The sequence below is a fragment of the Pseudomonas sp. LP_7_YM genome (assembly GCF_004364435.1).
Taxonomy (GTDB): Bacteria; Pseudomonadota; Gammaproteobacteria; order Pseudomonadales; family Pseudomonadaceae; genus Aquipseudomonas.
The window spans coordinates 284,775-301,438 of the sequence record NZ_SOCT01000005.1 but is presented as its reverse complement, the minus strand read 5'-3'; the positions used below and the strand labels follow the sequence as shown (position 1 = coordinate 301,438).

The window sequence follows — 16,664 nt, the reverse complement described above, 5'->3', positions numbered from 1 at the left end:
GTTGACCGGGCTCATCCAGGCCCTTGCAGTGATGACAGTTGCTCTGATGGGTGCCGCACACGCGGCGCCCGCCGAACCTCCCACAGGCGACGGCAAACCGCCGAAGGTCGCTTACCTCAGCCTGATCATCGATGATCTCGGCCAAAGCCCCGAAAAGGACAGCCGGGCGCTGGCCCTCCCCGGGCCTGTGACGCTGGCGATCATGCCCGATACCCCGCACGCCTGCGACTTCGCCCGCCAGGCGCACAAGGCAGGCAAGACGGTGATTCTGCATATGCCCATGGACCCTGCCACCGGGCCCTATGCCTGGCATCCGGAATTGCCGCTCCCAGAGCTGGAATCGCGCCTGAACGCGGCATTGCTCAAAGTCCCGTACGCCGCTGGCATCAACAATCACATGGGAAGCCGCATGACGGCCGAGCCTGTGGCGATGACCTGGTTGGTGAGTGAATTGCAGCGGCGTCACCTGTTCCTGGTCGACAGCCGTACCAGCGCCAAAACCGTGGCCGCCGCCGAGGCGCAGAAGATCGGCCTGGCAAGTGTTTCGCGGGACGTGTTCCTGGACGATGAGCGCACCGCCGAGGCCATCAACGGCCAATTGCAGACCGCGATCAGGCTGGCACACAAACAGGGTTCGGCGGTGATGATCGGCCATCCTTATCCGGTGACGATGGATGTGCTGGAGCGTGAACTGCCCAAGCTCAAGTCCCAAGGCATCGAATGGGTTGAGCTGCGCCACATGATCAGCATTCGCGGCAATCAGGCGATGGCCGGGCATGGGAAGAATGGGGTGTATCGGTAGGCCGCTGCGGCCTTGAGCTACAGACTTGAGACGGTCTCCTGTCGGAGCGAATTCATTCGCGAGGTGCTAATACAGCCGATGAAGAGGCATGGGCTGTATGGCCAATAGCGAATGAATTCGCTCCCACAGGCGCTGCACGACAGCGCGGCAATTTGGCGGCAGGACTGCTCCCACTGGAACAGGGGGAGTCAGAGGTATTTGCGGAAGATATTGTCGACGAGCCCTTCCTTGCGCAGTTGATCCAGTGCCGTTTGTAGCTTCTGCACCACGTCGTCCGGCGTGTCTTTGTTCAAGGCCAGAAACAGCTCGGCGCTGTTGAAGCGCAAGACCGTCTTCAATCCGGTGATACCTTCCTGACGCGCGAGATAGCGGCCAGCCGGATCCCCCGTGGCCCACAGGTCAATCTGACCTTCGAGCAATTTCCTGGCGTTGTCCTTGTCACTGAGTACGGTGATCGGGTTCAGGCCTTGTCGCGTCAACTGCTCGGCAATCGCGTCACCTTTGTAAGCGCCGATTCTGTATTGCAGGGCATCTGCCAGCGTGTTCAGGCTAATCGGGTTGTCGGACCGCGCCAGCATGATCCAGTCGTCTGGGCCAATGGGGCCGACCCACTTGAAGAGTTGCTCGCGCTCCGGCAGTCGCGCGGTGACGAACACGCCGTAACCGGGCTTTTCCAGAGCAAGCTTGTAGATACGGTCCCAGGGGAAGCGCAGCGTCATGCTGTAGCCAATGTCGGCGCGCTTGAACATGGCGCGGACGATCTCGGCGGCGATACCCGTGATGTGGGTCTGCGGGGCGAAGTTCTTACCGTCAGTGGCCATGTTGTAAGGCGGGAAATTCTCGGTCAGCAGCACCATCGAATAGCCCGGCGCGTCATCCGCTCTGACAGAGCCTGACAGCAACGCGGCGACGCTGATCAGCGCAAGAAACATAGCTTTGAACATATCCTTTGCACCCGATCCTGACGACGGCGAGAGAGTGCCGTTAACGTCAGGCGTTGTCCAGTTTGGGAGCTAGGGTGGTCGCTTTCAGAACAGAGGCGTCCCGCAGGCGTCTAGTGCGGGGATCAATGCGGCCATAGCCGCATGGCCTGCATCTGTGCATCTGTGATGATCGTTCCCACGCTCTGCGTGGGAATGCAGAATAAGACCCTCCGCGTCCCTTTGACGCGGAGCGTCACGCGCGTCGCTCCACGCAGCGCATGGGAGCGATCACATGCCCTGCCCTACTGAGCGCCGCAGATCCCTGTGGGAGCGAATTCATTCGCGAGGTGGTAAATCCGATGAAGAGGCATCGGCGGTATGGGCCAATCGCGAATGAATTCGCTCCCACAGTTTTTCGTTCAGCGCCCGCCTATCAGCGAACCACAATCCCTTGCCTGGCCATGAAGGCCTTGGCTTCTGGCACGGTGTATTCGCCGAAGTGAAAGATACTCGCCGCCAGCACCGCACTGGCGTGGCCTTCCAGAACGCCATCGGCCAGATGCTGCAGATTGCCCACGCCTCCCGACGCAATAACCGGAATCCCCAGCGCATCGCTGATCGCACGCGTCACGCCCAGATCGAAGCCGTTCTTCATGCCGTCCTGATCCATGCTGGTCAGCAGAATCTCGCCAGCGCCGAGGTCTTCCATTTTCTTGGCCCACATCACCGCGTCCAGACCGGTCGGTTTGCGGCCGCCGTGGGTGAAGATTTCCCAACGCGGATCTTCGCCAGGGCCGGAAACCTTCTTCGCATCGATAGCGACAACAATGCACTGCGAACCGAAGCGCGCAGCAGCCTCGCCCACGAACTCAGGGTTGAACACCGCAGCCGTGTTGATCGAGACCTTGTCGGCGCCGGCGTTGAGCAGATTGCGGATGTCCTGCACGGTGCGCACACCGCCGCCCACGGTCAGGGGGATGAACACCTGGCTGGCCATGCGTTCGACGGTATGCAGCGTGGTGTCACGGCCATCGACGCTGGCAGTGATGTCGAGAAAGGTGATCTCGTCAGCGCCCTGCTCGTCGTAACGGCGAGCGATTTCCACCGGATCGCCTGCGTCGCGGATGTTCTCGAACTTCACGCCCTTGACCACGCGACCGTTGTCGACGTCCAGGCAAGGGATGATGCGTTTGGCGAGGGCCATGGGCCTAATCTCCGAAAACGGTTGGGAATCTGCCCAACAACACACACTTGGATTGGGAAACGAGTTTTTTGTAGCCCTCCAGCTGGCCGGTGCAGGCGACCCTGAGATCGCTACTGCGGCAAGCCGAACGGCTACAGGGATGGCGCGCTATCAGCCTTTATACGAATCGCAGAACGCCTGAGCCTCTGCGACATCCAGCGTGCCTTCATAAATCGCGCGGCCGGTAATAGCACCGATGATGCCCGGAGCCTTGGCGTCCAGCAGGGCCTTGATGTCGCCCAGGTTGTGAATGCCGCCCGAAGCGATGACCGGAATCTTCGTCGCGGCCGCCAAGGCCGCCGTGAACGGCACATTGCAGCCCTGCATCATGCCGTCTTTGGCGATGTCGGTATAAACGATGGCCGAGACGCCGTCCGCTTCGAAGCGCTTGGCCAGGTCGATCACCTGAACCGAGCTGACCTCGGCCCAACCGTCGGTGGCGACGAAGCCGTCCTTAGCGTCCAGACCAACGATCACTTTGCCGGGGAACGCGCGGCAGGCTTCGGCAACGAACCCAGGCTCCTTGACCGCCTTGGTGCCGAGGATCACGTAGCTCACGCCCGCCTTGATGTAGTGCTCGATGGTTTCCAGCGAGCGAATGCCGCCGCCGATCTGGATCGGCAGGTTCGGGTAGCGCTTGGCGATGGCGGTAACCACTTCACCGTTGACCGGCTGGCCTTCGAATGCGCCGTTCAGGTCCACCAGATGCAGACGACGGCAACCACCGTCGACCCATTTGGCCGCCATGCTCACCGGATCGTCGGAGAACACCGTGGAATCTTCCATGCGGCCCTGGCGCAGGCGCACGCAGGCACCGTCTTTAAGGTCGATAGCGGGAATAATAAGCATGCTTTTTCCTTCGTCAAAAGAGCTGCAAGCTGCGAGCTATAAGCTGCAAGCAGGCACGCGTAAATCATTCTTGCAGCGTGAAGCCTGGCGCTGCCTTTAATTTTTCTCGAGCGCCCAGACATCGCTTTCGATGCTTTCGAATCGCTCTTTGAGGTGCGCCTGAACATCGAAGATCGCGCGGTTGTAATAGTGCGGAGCCATTTCGCGCGTGAACAGTTCAAGGATTTCAGCAGCTTCGAACGAACCCAGGTCCAGCTCGAAACGATCCTCCATGAAGCGCTTGATCTTGTGGCACGCCTCACTTTCCTGCTCGGCAGTGAGGGTCAGGATCGGCGGCTTGTTCTTCCTGCTCATTACCAGCGCCCGTCCCACGCGGCGAAGTTCTGCAGCAGCTGCAGGCCATGTGTATGGCTCTTCTCGGGGTGGAACTGCACCGCAAAGCGCGAACCGTCCGCCAGTGCAGCGGCGAAGTCGTGGCCATAATGGCCGCGACCGACGATCTGCCGCGGGTTCGGCGATTCAATGTAGTAGCTGTGCACGAAATAGAACCGCGCCATGTCGGGAATGTCGTGCCACAGCGGGTGATCGGCCGGCTGCGCGACCTCGTTCCAGCCCATGTGCGGGACTTTCAGATGCTGGCCGTCTTCGTGAAGATTTTTGCCGAAGAAACGCACCTGCCCTGGGAACACGCCGATGCAATCGACGCCGCCACTCTCTTCGCTGCGATCCATCAACGCCTGCATGCCGACGCAGATGCCGAGAAATGGGCGGTCCTTGCTGACTTCACGCACCAGCACATCGAAACCCAGGCGACGGATTTCTGCCATGCAATCGCGAATCGCGCCCACGCCGGGGAACACGATGCGGTCGGCCTCGCGGATCACGTCAGCGTCGCTGGTGATCAGCACGCGCCCTGCGCCCACGTGTTCGAGGGCCTTGGCCACCGAGTGCAGGTTGCCCATGCCATAGTCGATGACGGCAACGGTCTGCATTACAGCACGCCCTTGGTCGACGGCATCTGGCCGGCCATTCGGTCATCCAGCTCGACGGCCATGCGCAGCGCGCGGCCGAATGCCTTGAACACGGTTTCGATCTGGTGGTGGGTGTTGTGGCCACGCAGGTTGTCGATGTGCAGCGTCACGTTCGCGTGGTTGACGAAGCCCTGAAAGAACTCCTGGAACAGGTCCACGTCGAAGCCGCCGACACTGGCGCGGGTGTAGGGCACATGCATTTGCAAACCAGGGCGCCCGGAGAAATCGATGACCACACGCGACAGTGCTTCATCCAGCGGGACGTAGGCGTGACCGTAGCGACGGATGCCTTTCTTATCGCCAATGGCTTTGCTGAAGGCCTGACCCAGGGTGATACCGACGTCTTCCACGGTGTGGTGATCGTCGATATGCAGGTCGCCCTTGCTTTCGATGTCCAGATCGATCAACCCGTGACGGGCGATCTGATCGAGCATGTGTTCAAGAAAAGGCACGCCGATATCGAATCGGGCCTTTCCGGTGCCATCCAGGTTGATCGAGGCTTTGATCTGGGTTTCCAGGGTGTCGCGCTCGACGAACGCCTTACGTTCGGCCATCACCAGCTCCGCAAAATCATTGGGCGAAAAGGCGGCCATTATAGGCGTGTGGCGGGGAAACAGAAACACGAAGGGTGATATCAGTGACGGGCTGAATACCGCGCTGCGCGCGATAGACATGTGCATACATGCAAAGGTAACCAGACCCAAAACAACGGTGGGAGCGGGCTTGTTCGCAAAGAGGTCTTACATTCAACATCTCTGCTGACTGTAAGACCGCCTTCGCGAGCAAGCTCGCTCCCACAGGTTTTGCATCAGCCTGAAGATACTCAGGCCCGGATCAGCGGCTTAGTGAAACAGCACCGCGGTTTTCTGCAGCGTGACCCACACGCCCCACGCCAACGGAATGCCTACCGCAAGCCAGGCCAGAATCACCATCGGCTTGGTGCCCGAATCGGCTTTCCACTCAAGCGACGTGGTGTGGTCGGCGCCCGCATCGTGGCCGATAGCTTGCTCAGCCTTCAGTTGCTCCTCGCTCATGAAGTACTTGTCGGCCACCGGGCGCACCAACATGTTGCAGATGAAGCCCAGGACCAGCAGCCCCGCGAGAATGTACAGCGTGATGTCGTAAGCATCGGCGCGCGCAACGCCGTGACTCAATTGATACTCACGCAGGTAGTTCACCAGCACCGGGCCCAGCACGCCCGCCGCTGCCCAGGCGGTCAGCAGACGACCGTGGATCGCGCCGACCATCTGCGTGCCGAACAGGTCCGCCAGGTACGCCGGAACGGTGGCAAAACCGCCGCCGTACATCGACAGCACCACACAGAACACCGCCACGAACAGCGCAACGCTGCCCAGATGCCCCAACGTCGGCACCGAGGCGTAGAGCAAAAAGCCCAGCGCGAAGAACACGAAGTAGGTGGTTTTGCGACCGATGTAGTCGGAGAACGAGGCCCAGAAGAAGCGGCCGCCGATGTTGAACAGGCTCAACAGGCCGGTGAAGCCCGCAGCAATGGCCGCAATGGCCGCCAGTTGCGAGGCATCCAGTTGCGAGAAGCCCTGATCGGTGCCCAACAGCTTGCCGCCGAACACTTCCTGCAGCAGCGGCGAGGCCATGCCGAGGATGCCGATACCGGCCGAAACGTTCAGGCACAGCACCAGCCATACCAGACGGAACTGCGGGGTTTTCCACGCAACGCTGACGTGCACGTGGCGGTGGGTGATCATCGCGCTGTTGGTTTTCTTCGCAGGCGCGGTCCAGCCTTCAGGTTTCCAGCCGGTAGGCGGAACGCGGTAGGACAAGGCCCCACCGATCATGAAGATGAAATAGATCACGGCCATCGCTACGAAGCTCTGCCACACGCCGACGCTGTATGGCGTGGCGAAGTGGCTCATCAGCGCGGTCGCCAGTGGAGCACCCACCATGGCCCCGCCGCCGAAGCCCATGATCGCCATACCGGTCGCCATGCCGCGCTTGTCCGGGAACCACTTGATCAGGGTCGATACCGGGGAGATGTAACCCAGCCCCAGGCCGATACCGCCGATCACGCCCGAACCGATCCACATCATCCAGATCTGGTGGGTGTAGATGCCCAGCGCCGAGATCAGTAGTCCGCCACACCAGCACAACGCCGAGACCACACCGGCCTTGCGCGGGCCTGCATGTTCCAGCCAGCCACCCCAAATGGCCGCCGAACATCCCAGGAAGATGAAGAACAGGGTGTAGATCCAGCCGAGCATGGAGATCGGCCAGTCACAACTGGAAGAAAAGACCTGCTCGAAGAAGCCCATGTCAGCCGGGCAGGCAACTGCGGTCTTGATGCCGATTGCCTTTGACAACGGCAGCCAGAACACCGAGAAGCCATAGGCCATGCCTATACACAGATGAATGGCCAACGCGGCCGGAGGAACCAGCCAGCGATTGAAACCACGCTTGGCGATAATGCGCTCTTTGGACAAGAACGCAGGCTGAGCGGCAGAGCCGCCCAGAGCAGTGCTCGAAGTCATTATTTTTTGCCCCTGGTTGTAGTTGTGTCCCGCAAGAACAGCGACATCGATCCGCCACCCCTCTTAATGCACGCAAGCATCGGGCGTTTTATCGGCGGAAAGTCTCTAAACGTGACAATTCGACGCAGTGTGACCTGCGACCGGCGAGAGATTAGCATTTGCCGCCATCACATAAAGCATTTTGCTATTACCTTTTTTGTACCGTTTGTCATCGCCTGAATCCGCACACGCATTGCGCCAGCCACTGCATCGACAGCGATTTCCCGCTGCGTTGTTTTTTGCGTACATTCCCCAGTACAGCTCGCAGGGCCGATCGCAGCCCGGCGCCTGCTTGAGAACGCTATACTTGCGGGCTAAATTTTGAACGACTCGACACAAGGACTCGCCCATGAAAGCGTTCGGCAAAATCCTGGGACTATTCATTCTCGGGCTGTTGCTGATCATCGTGGCTCTCGGCTTTGCCTTGACCCATCTGTTTGATCCCAACGACTACAAAGACGAGATTCGTAAACTGGTTCGCGATCGGGCTCATGTCGAACTGACCCTCAACGGCGACATCGGCTGGAGTTTGTTCCCCTGGCTGGGCCTTGAGCTGCACGACGCAAGCATCGCCACGCTGACCGAGCCGAGCAAACCTTTTGCCGACCTGCAGATGCTCGGTCTTTCGGTTCGCGTATTACCGCTGCTGCGCAAGGAAGTGCAGATGAGCGACATACGTGTCGAAGGCCTGAAACTGATGCTGACCCGCGATGAAAACGGCCACGGTAACTGGGAAGACATCGGCAAGACGCCGGCCACCGCGGCCAGTCCGACCCAGCCGCTGGCTGCAGCACAGCCCCCTGCCGAACCTGCGCCCGCGCCATCTGAAAAAACCTGGCAACCGCTCAAGCTGGACATCGACAGCCTGACCGTGAACAACGCTCGCGTTGACTTCAACGATATGCAGAAAGCCCGGCAATTCACCGCCGAGAGCATTCAACTGAGCACCGGCCCGGTGCATAACGCGACCGATATCCCGATCAAGCTGACGGCATTCCTCAGCACCAATCAACCGGTGGTGCGCACCAAGACCGAACTCACCGGCAAGCTGCGCTTCGACCGCGCACTCAAGCGTTACCAGCTCGACGACATGCGCTTTTCGGGCGAAGCGGCAGGCGACCCGTTACAGGGCAAGACGCTGACGTTCTCGATGCAAGGTCAGTTGCTGGCAGACCTGTCGGCCAATGTCGCCGAATGGACCAACCTCAAGCTGTCCGCCAACCAACTGCGTGCACTTGGCGAACTGCATGTCCGCGATCTGGACACGGCGCCGCAGCTCAGCGGCGGCATTTCCATCGCGCAGTTCAACGTGCGTGAATTCCTCGACAGCATCGGCCAGACCGCGCCGCCCCTGGGCGATAACAGCCTGACCCGGCTGGAGATGGTCAGTCGTATCGCGGCCACGCAAAACAGCGTCTCGCTGGATGATCTGACGTTGAGAGTCGACGACAGCACCTTCACCGGACGCGTGGCCGTGGAAGACTTCGCCAAGCAGTCACTGCGCCTGCAACTCAAGGCCGACACCTTCGACGCGGACCGTTATCGCCCACCACAGAGCGATCAGGCGAAGGCCGCTGGCGCTGCGCGTAAAACCGAAGTGCAAAGCACTGAAGCCGACGCCCTGGCCGCAGCAGATACTTCGCCATTGCCGATGCAGCCCACGCAAGGCGCCTGGAGCGATGCGAAACTGCTGCCGCTGGAGCGCATGCGCACGCTCGACGTCGACGCTGATCTGAGCTTCGGCAAGCTGACCGTGGAGAAATTGCCCATCCAGAATGCCGCTCTGAAAACCTCAGCGCTGGATGGCCTGGTCAAACTCGACAGCCTGCGTGGCGACCTCTACAACGGCAACTTCGAAGTCAAAGGCAACCTCGACGTACGTCCGGACACCCCGCTTGCCAGCGTGCAGACGCGCATTGCCAGAGTCCCGGTCGAACGCTTCATCCAGAGCCAGGGCACGACCCCGCCGGTGCGTGGCCTGCTGACGCTGAACAGCGACGTCACGGCAAAGGGCAACAGCCAGAAGGCCCTGGTGGAAAGCCTCAACGGCACGACCGGCTTTACGCTGACTGACGGCGTATTGGTCAATGCTAACCTCGAGCAGCAATTGTGCCGTGGTATTTCGGTGCTCAACCGCAAGACCCTTAGCGGTGATCCACGCGGCAAGGACACGCCATTCCAGCAGCTCAACGGCAATCTGGTGTTCCGTAACGGCGTGGCCAGCAACCCGGACCTGAAAGTCCGCACGCCGGGCCTTACCGTCAACGGCGATGGCGACATCGACCTGCGGGTGATGGGGATGAACTACCGTGTCGGCGTGATCATCGAAGGCGACAAGAGCGACATGCCGGACCCGGCCTGCCAGGTGAACCCGCGCTTCGTCGGCATCGAATGGCCGATCCTCTGCCGCGGGCCGCTGGAGCTGGGCGCCAAGGCCTGCCGCCTGGACAACGAAGGCATAGGCAAAGTCGCCGCCAAGCTCGCGACTGATCGCATTGGCGACAAGATCGACGAAAAGCTGGGGAACAAGGTCAGTCCCGAGCTCAAGGATGCAATCAAGGGACTGTTCAAACGGTAAAATTGGCAGCCCGTCGATCCCCTGTGGGACGAGCTCATTCACGAACAGCCCGTACGATCGATAAATCATCGTCGTCCGTACCATGGCTTTGCGAACGAATTCGCTCCCCCAGTTCCGGGCTCCTACACATAGATGCGTCTTCTCTGACAATCCGGAATCACGATGCAACCCGAGCAGTTCTCCACCGCCGTCCTTGACTGGTATGACCGTCACGGCCGCCACGATCTTCCGTGGCAACACGACATCACACCCTACCGGGTCTGGGTGTCGGAAATCATGCTGCAGCAAACCCAGGTCAGCACGGTGCTGGGCTATTTCGACCGTTTCATGGAAGCCTTGCCCACGGTTCAGGCCCTGGCCGACGCTCCCGAGGATGAAGTGCTGCACCTGTGGACCGGCCTGGGCTATTACACCCGCGCCCGCAACCTGCAGAAGGCTGCGAAAATCGTCGTCGCCGAGCACAGCGGCGCATTTCCTCGCGACGTGGAAAAGCTCACCGAACTGCCCGGTATCGGCCTGTCCACCGCCGGCGCAATCGCCAGCATCAGCATGGGCCTGCGTGCGCCGATCCTCGACGGCAACGTCAAACGCGTTCTGGCGCGCTTTACCGCGCAAGAGGGGTATCCGGGTGAACCCAAGGTAGCCAAGCAGATGTGGGCAACCGCAGAGCGCTTGACGCCCTACAGCCGGGTCAATCATTACACGCAAGCGATGATGGACCTGGGCGCCACGCTCTGCACCCGCAGCAGGCCCAGCTGTCTATTGTGTCCGCTGGAGCGCGGCTGCGAGGCGCACATGCTCGGCCAGGAAACCCGTTACCCGATTCCCAAGCCACGCAAGACTGTCCCGCAGAAACGCACGCTGATGCCGATCTTCGCCAACCATGAAGGCGACATTCTGCTTTATCGCCGTCCTTCGACGGGTTTGTGGGGCGGGCTGTGGAGCCTGCCGCAGCTGGACGAATTCGGCGACATGCAGCATCTGGCCGATCAGCACGCACTGAAGCTGGGTGAGCACCAAGCGATGCCTGAACTTGTCCACACCTTCAGCCACTTTCAACTGACCATCGAGCCGTGGTTGGTCCGGGTCGAGGAGTCGGCCCATCACGTGGCCGAGGACGACTGGCTCTGGTATAACCTCGCCACCCCGCCGCGCCTGGGCCTTGCCGCCCCGGTGAAGAAGCTGCTCAAGAATGCAGCCGACGTATTGAATGCAGGAGAGCCGTCATGACCCGCACTGTAATGTGCCGCAAGTACAAAGAAGAACTGCCAGGCCTGGAGCGCCCACCCTATCCGGGCACCAAGGGCGAAGACGTTTATAACCATGTTTCGCAAAAAGCCTGGGCGGACTGGCAGAAGCACCAGACCCTGCTGATCAACGAGCGTCGCCTGAACATGATGAATGCCGAAGACCGCAAGTTCCTGCAGGCCGAGATGGACAAGTACCTCTCGGGCGAAGAGTACGCCAAGGCCGAAGGCTACGTTCCGCCGTCCGAATGACCCTTTTCTGGCGGTGTTAAGCGTAAGCGGAGGAAATAATTCAAATTTTTTTCAAACTCACGCTTGACGACCTTCTGAAAAACACGTCTAATTCGCCCCGTTGCCCAGATAGCTCAGTCGGTAGAGCAGGGGATTGAAAATCCCCGTGTCGGCGGTTCGATTCCGTCTCTGGGCACCACTAATACCGAAAAACCCCTGCATCGAAAGATTCAGGGGTTTTTTATTGGGCGTGATTTTTTTCGGGGCAATTTTCCGACCACCCTTGGTAAATCCTGACAGCTGCGATTCAATAGCCGCTTGCAATACAACACTTGCCTACAAAAAAGGACCGCCTCGCATGGCCTCTCCAGACAAACAGCAAAAACGTGCCCAGCGCGCCAAAGCCAAGGCCAAGCAGAACCGTTCGGGCAAGGGCAAGCCGAGCGTGGTGCATCCGGTGCTCAATCATGCATTCGTTAACGAGCCGTTTGACGATATCGCGATTGACCTCAGCACGTTCGACTTCCGTGACATCATGGACAACGGCTTCGAGCCCGCCGACTACGATGACCTGTTTGAGGCAATGAAAAAAGCTGAAGCGATCAGCCTGCTGGCGATGTGCGTGGTCTTCCTGCAATTCCCGGTGCTGGAAATGGTGATTGCAGAGGAAGAAGAAGACCCGGCTACTGATTTTTTGATGGCCTTGTTGATCACCTATCGCGGCATCTTCCATAACGAAGAAGAAGACGACACCGTTGAGTGGCTTGGCAGCGACACCTTCCAGGATGCCTACAACGAGGCCTCCGATATCCTGCAAAGGAAAAACGCTCGCGACGCAGGTCGTCGTTGATCCGCCTTTTTTAATTTGCATGACCCCGGTCAAGACGGTAGCTTTGCGCCAGCACGAGAATGCAACTCCTTCTCAATAAAGGCTGGCCGTTTTGACCCATCTCCCTCCCCCTTCGTCGGCAACATCCATCGACGAAGCGAGCACTTACTCCAAACCTCGAATTGTCCTGCACTGGCTGTCTGCAGCGGTCATCCTCTGGGCAACCCTCAGCGGTTTCGGTGTGGTGCTAATGGATCCGACGCACCCTTTTCGCCAATGGGTGGAGTCGATCAACCCGCAAGTGACCAGCCTCTTCATCCCGCTTTTCGCCTGGCGCCTGTGGCTGGCCATCAAGAGCGGCCCTCAGCGCGCGCACGACAACCCACACAAGCGGCTCGCCAGCGCGACGCACAAGGCGATGTACGCAGTGGTTTCAGGGGTTTTGGTCACTGGGGTGCTGATGATGAGCCATCCCGTCACGCTGCTTGCCGTTATACCGCTGCCACAGCTCGTCCACTCGGAAATGCTACTCATGCGCCTGCACGACTTGCATCACGTGCTGTGCGCGATTCTGGCGGGATTGGTGACGTTGCACCTGGCGGCGGTATTGATGCATCAGATGCAGGGGAGATCGGTGTTGGGGAGGATGAAAGTAAAAAATATCGCTCGTTAATGCTGGACGATGCATGCCTGGGCTGCCTGATAGACGGCACTGTCATAACGCCGCGCCACGGCTATCAGCGGGTGCTGCCGGAGCGCCGGACAAATCGCTTAGGTATAGCGGCATCAGAAAGAACGCGGCGCAGTAGAGGGCGAGCGCCGATCTTATGGCCTGCCCCCGCCCACGGAAGTCGGAGTGCTCTCGCTGTCGCCCGCGAATTACGGTATTGGAGTCATCGTCAAACAAAAACGGCCACCATCATTGCTGATGGCAGCCGCCCTTTTCTCACTGGCAACGCCGACTCAATTGATCAATTGAGCACGGCCTTCCCTGCTTTCGACGCCTTGCGGCGGCTCGACACGATCAGGCCTGCAGCGACGACCAAAATGCTCAGCAGGCCCGTGGCGATGATTTCCATGCGGTGGCCTTCCTGGAACAGCATGATGGTCAGCACCGCGACGATGAACACGATCACAACCCAGGTCAGGCCCGGGAACAGCCACATGCGGAAGTCGATCGCTTGGCCTTCGGCCTCACGCTTGCGGCGCATGCGCAGTTGCGAGACGGCGATCACCAGGTACACCAGCAGCGCAATGGCGCCGGAGCTGGCGAGCAGGAAGTCGAACACCGCCGCAGGCGCGACATAGTTGGCGAACACGGCAATGAAAGCAGCGGCAGTCGACAACAGCACGGCCCAGTAAGGGGTGCCTGCTTTGCTGGTGCGTTGCGAAACAGCAGGTGCATCGCCGCGCTTACCGAGGGAGAACAGCATGCGCGAGGCAGTGTACAGCGCCGAGTTCAGGCAGCTGGTGACGGCGACCAGCACCACCAGATCGACGATCAGCTTGGCGTTAGGGATGCCCATCAGGTCGAGCACGGTCTGGTACGAGCCGACTTCAGCCAGGCGACTGTCGTTCCATGGCACCAGCGCAACGATCAGGAAGATCGACACCAGATAGAACAGGCAGATCCGCCAGATGACCGAGTTGGTGGCCTTGGTGATTTGCTGGCCCGGGTTTTTCGACTCGGCCGCGGCAATGGTGACGATCTCGGTACCCATAAACGAGAACATGGTCGTCAGCATCGCTGCCAGCACCGCGCCCATACCGTTAGGCAGGAAACCCTGCGTGTCGTACAGGTGGCTAATACCGCTGACCTGGCTGTTTGGCAGCAGGCCGAACAAGGCGGCAACACCCAGGACCACGAAACCGATGATTGCCAGAACCTTGATCAGAGCGAACCAGAATTCGAACTCGCCGTAATTTTTAACGCTGAACAGGTTCGTTGCGGTGAGCAGCAAGGTGATCACCAGCGTGAAGGCCCAGATCGCGACATTCGGGAACCACGCATGCAGGATCGTCGCGGCAGCGTTGGCCTCCAGCGGAATCACCAACACCCAGAACCACCAATACAGCCAGCCGATGGTGAAGCCGGCCCAGTGACCGATTGCGCGGTCAGCGTAGGTGGAGAAGGAGCCGGTGTCCGGCGAAGCCACCGCCATCTCAGCCAACATGCGCATCACAAGAACCACCAGCGTACCGGCTGCCGCGTAAGCCAGCAGAACCGCTGGGCCCGCTTCGGCGATGGCGTGACCAGAACCGACGAAGAGGCCAGCGCCGATCACCCCTGCGATGGACAGCATGGTGATGTGCCGCGATTTGAGGCCCTGATCAAGGTTTGAAGAGTTTGGGGTACTGCTCATGTAAGCAACCTTTAAGGATTTTTATACGGATCAGGATGTTTTACGACTTCACGTAAAAAGATCGCAACATCCTGTTATTTATTTTTTACGCAAAAACTACGCCAGAATATTTCAAACCGACGCCGTGCGTGGATATGCCCGTTACTGCGGCGTTCGGTAAGTGGCTGAGAGAAATAGCCTTTTGCCAGTTCTGTAGGAAACGTTACCGAGCGCAACAGGGTAAAGACGTTCGCGCGCACCGAAAATACACATCTGTCAGTAAATAGCACCAATTCAGAGCAGAAAATTGCCCGCCGCAGGGCACCAATGGCCGATATACCCTTCCCCACGGCGCTTAAAGCTGGCACCATCGCGCCCTTTTTGCGCAAGGCCAGCTCGGTTGCCGTGCGCCAGTTGCAGTGAACATATGAGGTCCCGACATGGCCGAGCCGACGCCCGCCCTGGAAATCCGCAATTTGCATAAACGCTACGGTCAGCTCGAAGTGCTCAAGGGCATCTCGCTGAGCGCACGCGATGGCGACGTGATTTCGATTCTGGGCTCCTCCGGGTCAGGCAAATCCACGCTGCTGCGCTGCATCAACCTGCTGGAAAATCCCCACGAGGGCGAAATTCTGGTGGCCGGTGAAGCGCTCAAACTTAAAGCCAATCGCAAAGGTGAACTGATCGCTGCCGACAATCGTCAGATCAATCGCCTGCGCAGTGAAATCGGTTTCGTGTTTCAGAACTTCAATCTGTGGCCGCACATGAGCGTGCTCGATAACATCATCGAGGCACCGCGCCGCGTGCTGGGTAAAAGCAAAGCCGAAGCGGTGGAAATGGCAGAGACGCTGCTGGCCAAGGTCGGCATTGCGGATAAACGTCATGTGTACCCGGCGCAGCTATCCGGTGGTCAGCAACAGCGCGCCGCCATCGCTCGCACGCTGGCGATGCAGCCCAAAGTCATTCTGTTCGACGAGCCGACGTCCGCGCTGGACCCGGAGATGGTGCAGGAAGTGCTTAACGTGATTCGGGGTCTGGCAGAAGAAGGCCGGACCATGCTGATGGTCACCCACGAAATGAAGTTCGCCCGGCAGGTCTCCAGTGAAGTGGTCTTCCTGCATCAAGGGTTGATTGAAGAACAAGGTTCGCCGCGACAGGTCTTCGATGACCCGCAATCGGCGCGCTGCAAACAATTCATGTCCAGCAATGGCTAACGGAGCAACATCAATGCAGACCCTGAAAAAATTGCTGCTGGCCGCTGCCGCCACGCTGGCCATGGCCACCAGCGCGTTCGCTGACGACACCCTGAAGATGGGCATCGAAGGTGCCTACCCGCCATTCAACAATAAAGATGCCAGCGGCCAAGTGGTCGGGTTCGACGTCGAAATCGGCAATGCCCTGTGCGCCAGAATGAAAGTCACCTGCGAAGTGGTCACCTCGGACTGGGACGGCATCATCCCGGCCCTGAACGCGCAGAAGTTCGACTTCATCATCTCTTCGATGTCGATTACCGATGAGCGTAAACAGGCGGTGGACTTCACCAATCCGTATTACTCGAACAAGCTGCAGTTCATCGCGCCCAAATCGACCGACCTGACCGGTGATGCTGCGGCCATTAAGGCAGCCCTCAAGGGCAAAATCATTGGTGCGCAGCGTGCAACCCTCTCTGGCACCTGGCTGGAAGACAACTGGGGCGATGACGTCACCGTCAAGCTGTACGACTCGCAGGAAAACGCCTTCCTGGACCTGACGTCCGGCCGTGTCGACGCGCTGCTCGGCGACAAATACGCCGCTTACGAGTGGCTGAAAAGCGACACCGGCCAGCGCTTCGAATTCAAGGGCGAGCCGATGTTCGGCGACGACAAGATCGGCATTGCCGTACGCAAGGACGACCCGCTGCGCGAAAAGCTGAACACGGCACTCAAGGAAATCATTGAAGACGGCACCTACAAGAAGATCAACGACAAGTATTTCCCCTTTAGCATTCTCTGACCGGCAACGCCGCCTGCCCACGCGGGCGGCGTCTGCCCTCTAGCAAGCACAGCC

General features: G+C 59.5%; 16 protein-coding genes and 1 tRNA gene. 9 read left to right on the top strand and 8 right to left on the bottom strand.

Going from position 1 to position 16,664, the window contains the following annotated elements; all coding sequences use genetic code 11:
- Positions 1–31 precede the first annotated feature (31 nt).
- Positions 32–802 (top strand): divergent polysaccharide deacetylase family protein, encoded by a 771-nt coding sequence (locus EC915_RS15310; RefSeq protein WP_372237906.1) that lies wholly within the window; start codon positions 32–34, stop codon positions 800–802.
- Between the two features lie 188 nt (positions 803–990).
- Here EC915_RS15310 and EC915_RS15305 read toward each other — a convergent pair whose 3' ends face one another.
- The 7 genes from EC915_RS15305 to EC915_RS15275 all read right to left on the bottom strand — a co-directional run bounded on the left by EC915_RS15305 (position 991) and on the right by EC915_RS15275 (position 7,352).
- On the bottom strand, positions 991–1,746 hold the full coding sequence (locus EC915_RS15305) for an ABC transporter substrate-binding protein (protein WP_133751371.1): 756 nt from the start codon (positions 1,744–1,746) through the stop codon (positions 991–993).
- Positions 1,747–2,158: 412 nt separating this feature from the next.
- Complete coding sequence (gene hisF / locus EC915_RS15300) at positions 2,159–2,929, bottom strand: imidazole glycerol phosphate synthase subunit HisF (RefSeq protein ID WP_133751370.1); 771 nt, start codon at positions 2,927–2,929, stop codon at positions 2,159–2,161.
- 150 nt (positions 2,930–3,079) lie between these two features.
- Complete coding sequence (gene hisA / locus EC915_RS15295; RefSeq protein WP_133751369.1) at positions 3,080–3,817, bottom strand: 1-(5-phosphoribosyl)-5-[(5-phosphoribosylamino)methylideneamino]imidazole-4-carboxamide isomerase; 738 nt, start codon at positions 3,815–3,817, stop codon at positions 3,080–3,082.
- A gap of 96 nt (positions 3,818–3,913) precedes the next feature.
- The gene (locus EC915_RS15290; protein ID WP_133751368.1) at positions 3,914–4,171 is read right to left on the bottom strand and encodes a DUF2164 domain-containing protein; all 258 of its coding nucleotides are present in this window, start codon (positions 4,169–4,171) and stop codon (positions 3,914–3,916) included.
- Positions 4,171–4,809 carry an imidazole glycerol phosphate synthase subunit HisH gene (gene hisH, locus EC915_RS15285; protein WP_133751367.1) on the bottom strand — a complete coding sequence of 213 codons (639 nt, stop codon included), beginning with the start codon at positions 4,807–4,809 and terminating at the stop codon, positions 4,171–4,173. The genes EC915_RS15290 and hisH overlap by 1 nt, the downstream gene beginning before the upstream one ends.
- Positions 4,809–5,402 carry an imidazoleglycerol-phosphate dehydratase HisB gene (gene hisB, locus EC915_RS15280; protein WP_133751366.1) on the bottom strand — a complete coding sequence of 198 codons (594 nt, stop codon included), beginning with the start codon at positions 5,400–5,402 and terminating at the stop codon, positions 4,809–4,811. Before hisB ends, hisH begins: the two co-directional genes overlap by 1 nt.
- Before the next feature lie 288 nt (positions 5,403–5,690).
- Positions 5,691–7,352, bottom strand: coding sequence for an OFA family MFS transporter (locus tag EC915_RS15275; RefSeq protein WP_133751365.1), 1,662 nt, complete (start codon positions 7,350–7,352; stop codon positions 5,691–5,693).
- A 388-nt stretch (positions 7,353–7,740) separates the two neighbouring features.
- On the opposite strand from EC915_RS15275, the gene EC915_RS15270 reads away from it, so the two are divergent.
- The 6 genes from EC915_RS15270 to EC915_RS15245 all read left to right on the top strand — a co-directional run bounded on the left by EC915_RS15270 (position 7,741) and on the right by EC915_RS15245 (position 12,949).
- Complete coding sequence (locus EC915_RS15270) at positions 7,741–9,969, top strand: AsmA family protein (protein ID WP_133751364.1); 2,229 nt, start codon at positions 7,741–7,743, stop codon at positions 9,967–9,969.
- Between the two features lie 162 nt (positions 9,970–10,131).
- Positions 10,132–11,199: an A/G-specific adenine glycosylase gene (mutY, locus tag EC915_RS15265; RefSeq protein WP_133751363.1), complete on the top strand. Its 1,068-nt coding sequence runs from the start codon at positions 10,132–10,134 to the stop codon at positions 11,197–11,199.
- Complete coding sequence (locus EC915_RS15260; protein ID WP_133751362.1) at positions 11,196–11,468, top strand: oxidative damage protection protein; 273 nt, start codon at positions 11,196–11,198, stop codon at positions 11,466–11,468. The genes mutY and EC915_RS15260 overlap by 4 nt, the downstream gene beginning before the upstream one ends.
- Positions 11,469–11,570: 102 nt before the next feature.
- Positions 11,571–11,646, top strand: a tRNA-Phe gene (locus tag EC915_RS15255).
- 159 nt (positions 11,647–11,805) lie between these two features.
- On the top strand, positions 11,806–12,297 hold the full coding sequence (locus EC915_RS15250; RefSeq protein WP_133751361.1) for a hypothetical protein: 492 nt from the start codon (positions 11,806–11,808) through the stop codon (positions 12,295–12,297).
- Between the two features lie 91 nt (positions 12,298–12,388).
- Complete coding sequence (locus EC915_RS15245; protein WP_256658743.1) at positions 12,389–12,949, top strand: cytochrome b; 561 nt, start codon at positions 12,389–12,391, stop codon at positions 12,947–12,949.
- A gap of 298 nt (positions 12,950–13,247) precedes the next feature.
- Here the strand turns inward: EC915_RS15245 and gabP are convergent, their stop codons facing one another.
- Positions 13,248–14,639 carry a GABA permease gene (gene gabP, locus EC915_RS15240; RefSeq protein WP_133751360.1) on the bottom strand — a complete coding sequence of 464 codons (1,392 nt, stop codon included), beginning with the start codon at positions 14,637–14,639 and terminating at the stop codon, positions 13,248–13,250.
- A 419-nt stretch (positions 14,640–15,058) separates the two neighbouring features.
- Here gabP and EC915_RS15235 point away from each other — a divergent pair, with 419 nt between their 5' ends.
- On the top strand, positions 15,059–15,832 hold the full coding sequence (locus tag EC915_RS15235) for an ABC transporter ATP-binding protein (RefSeq protein ID WP_133751359.1): 774 nt from the start codon (positions 15,059–15,061) through the stop codon (positions 15,830–15,832).
- Positions 15,833–15,845: 13 nt separating this feature from the next.
- Positions 15,846–16,610, top strand: a complete 765-nt coding sequence (locus tag EC915_RS15230) for an ABC transporter substrate-binding protein (protein ID WP_133751358.1) — start codon at positions 15,846–15,848, stop codon at positions 16,608–16,610.
- Positions 16,611–16,664 lie beyond the last annotated feature (54 nt).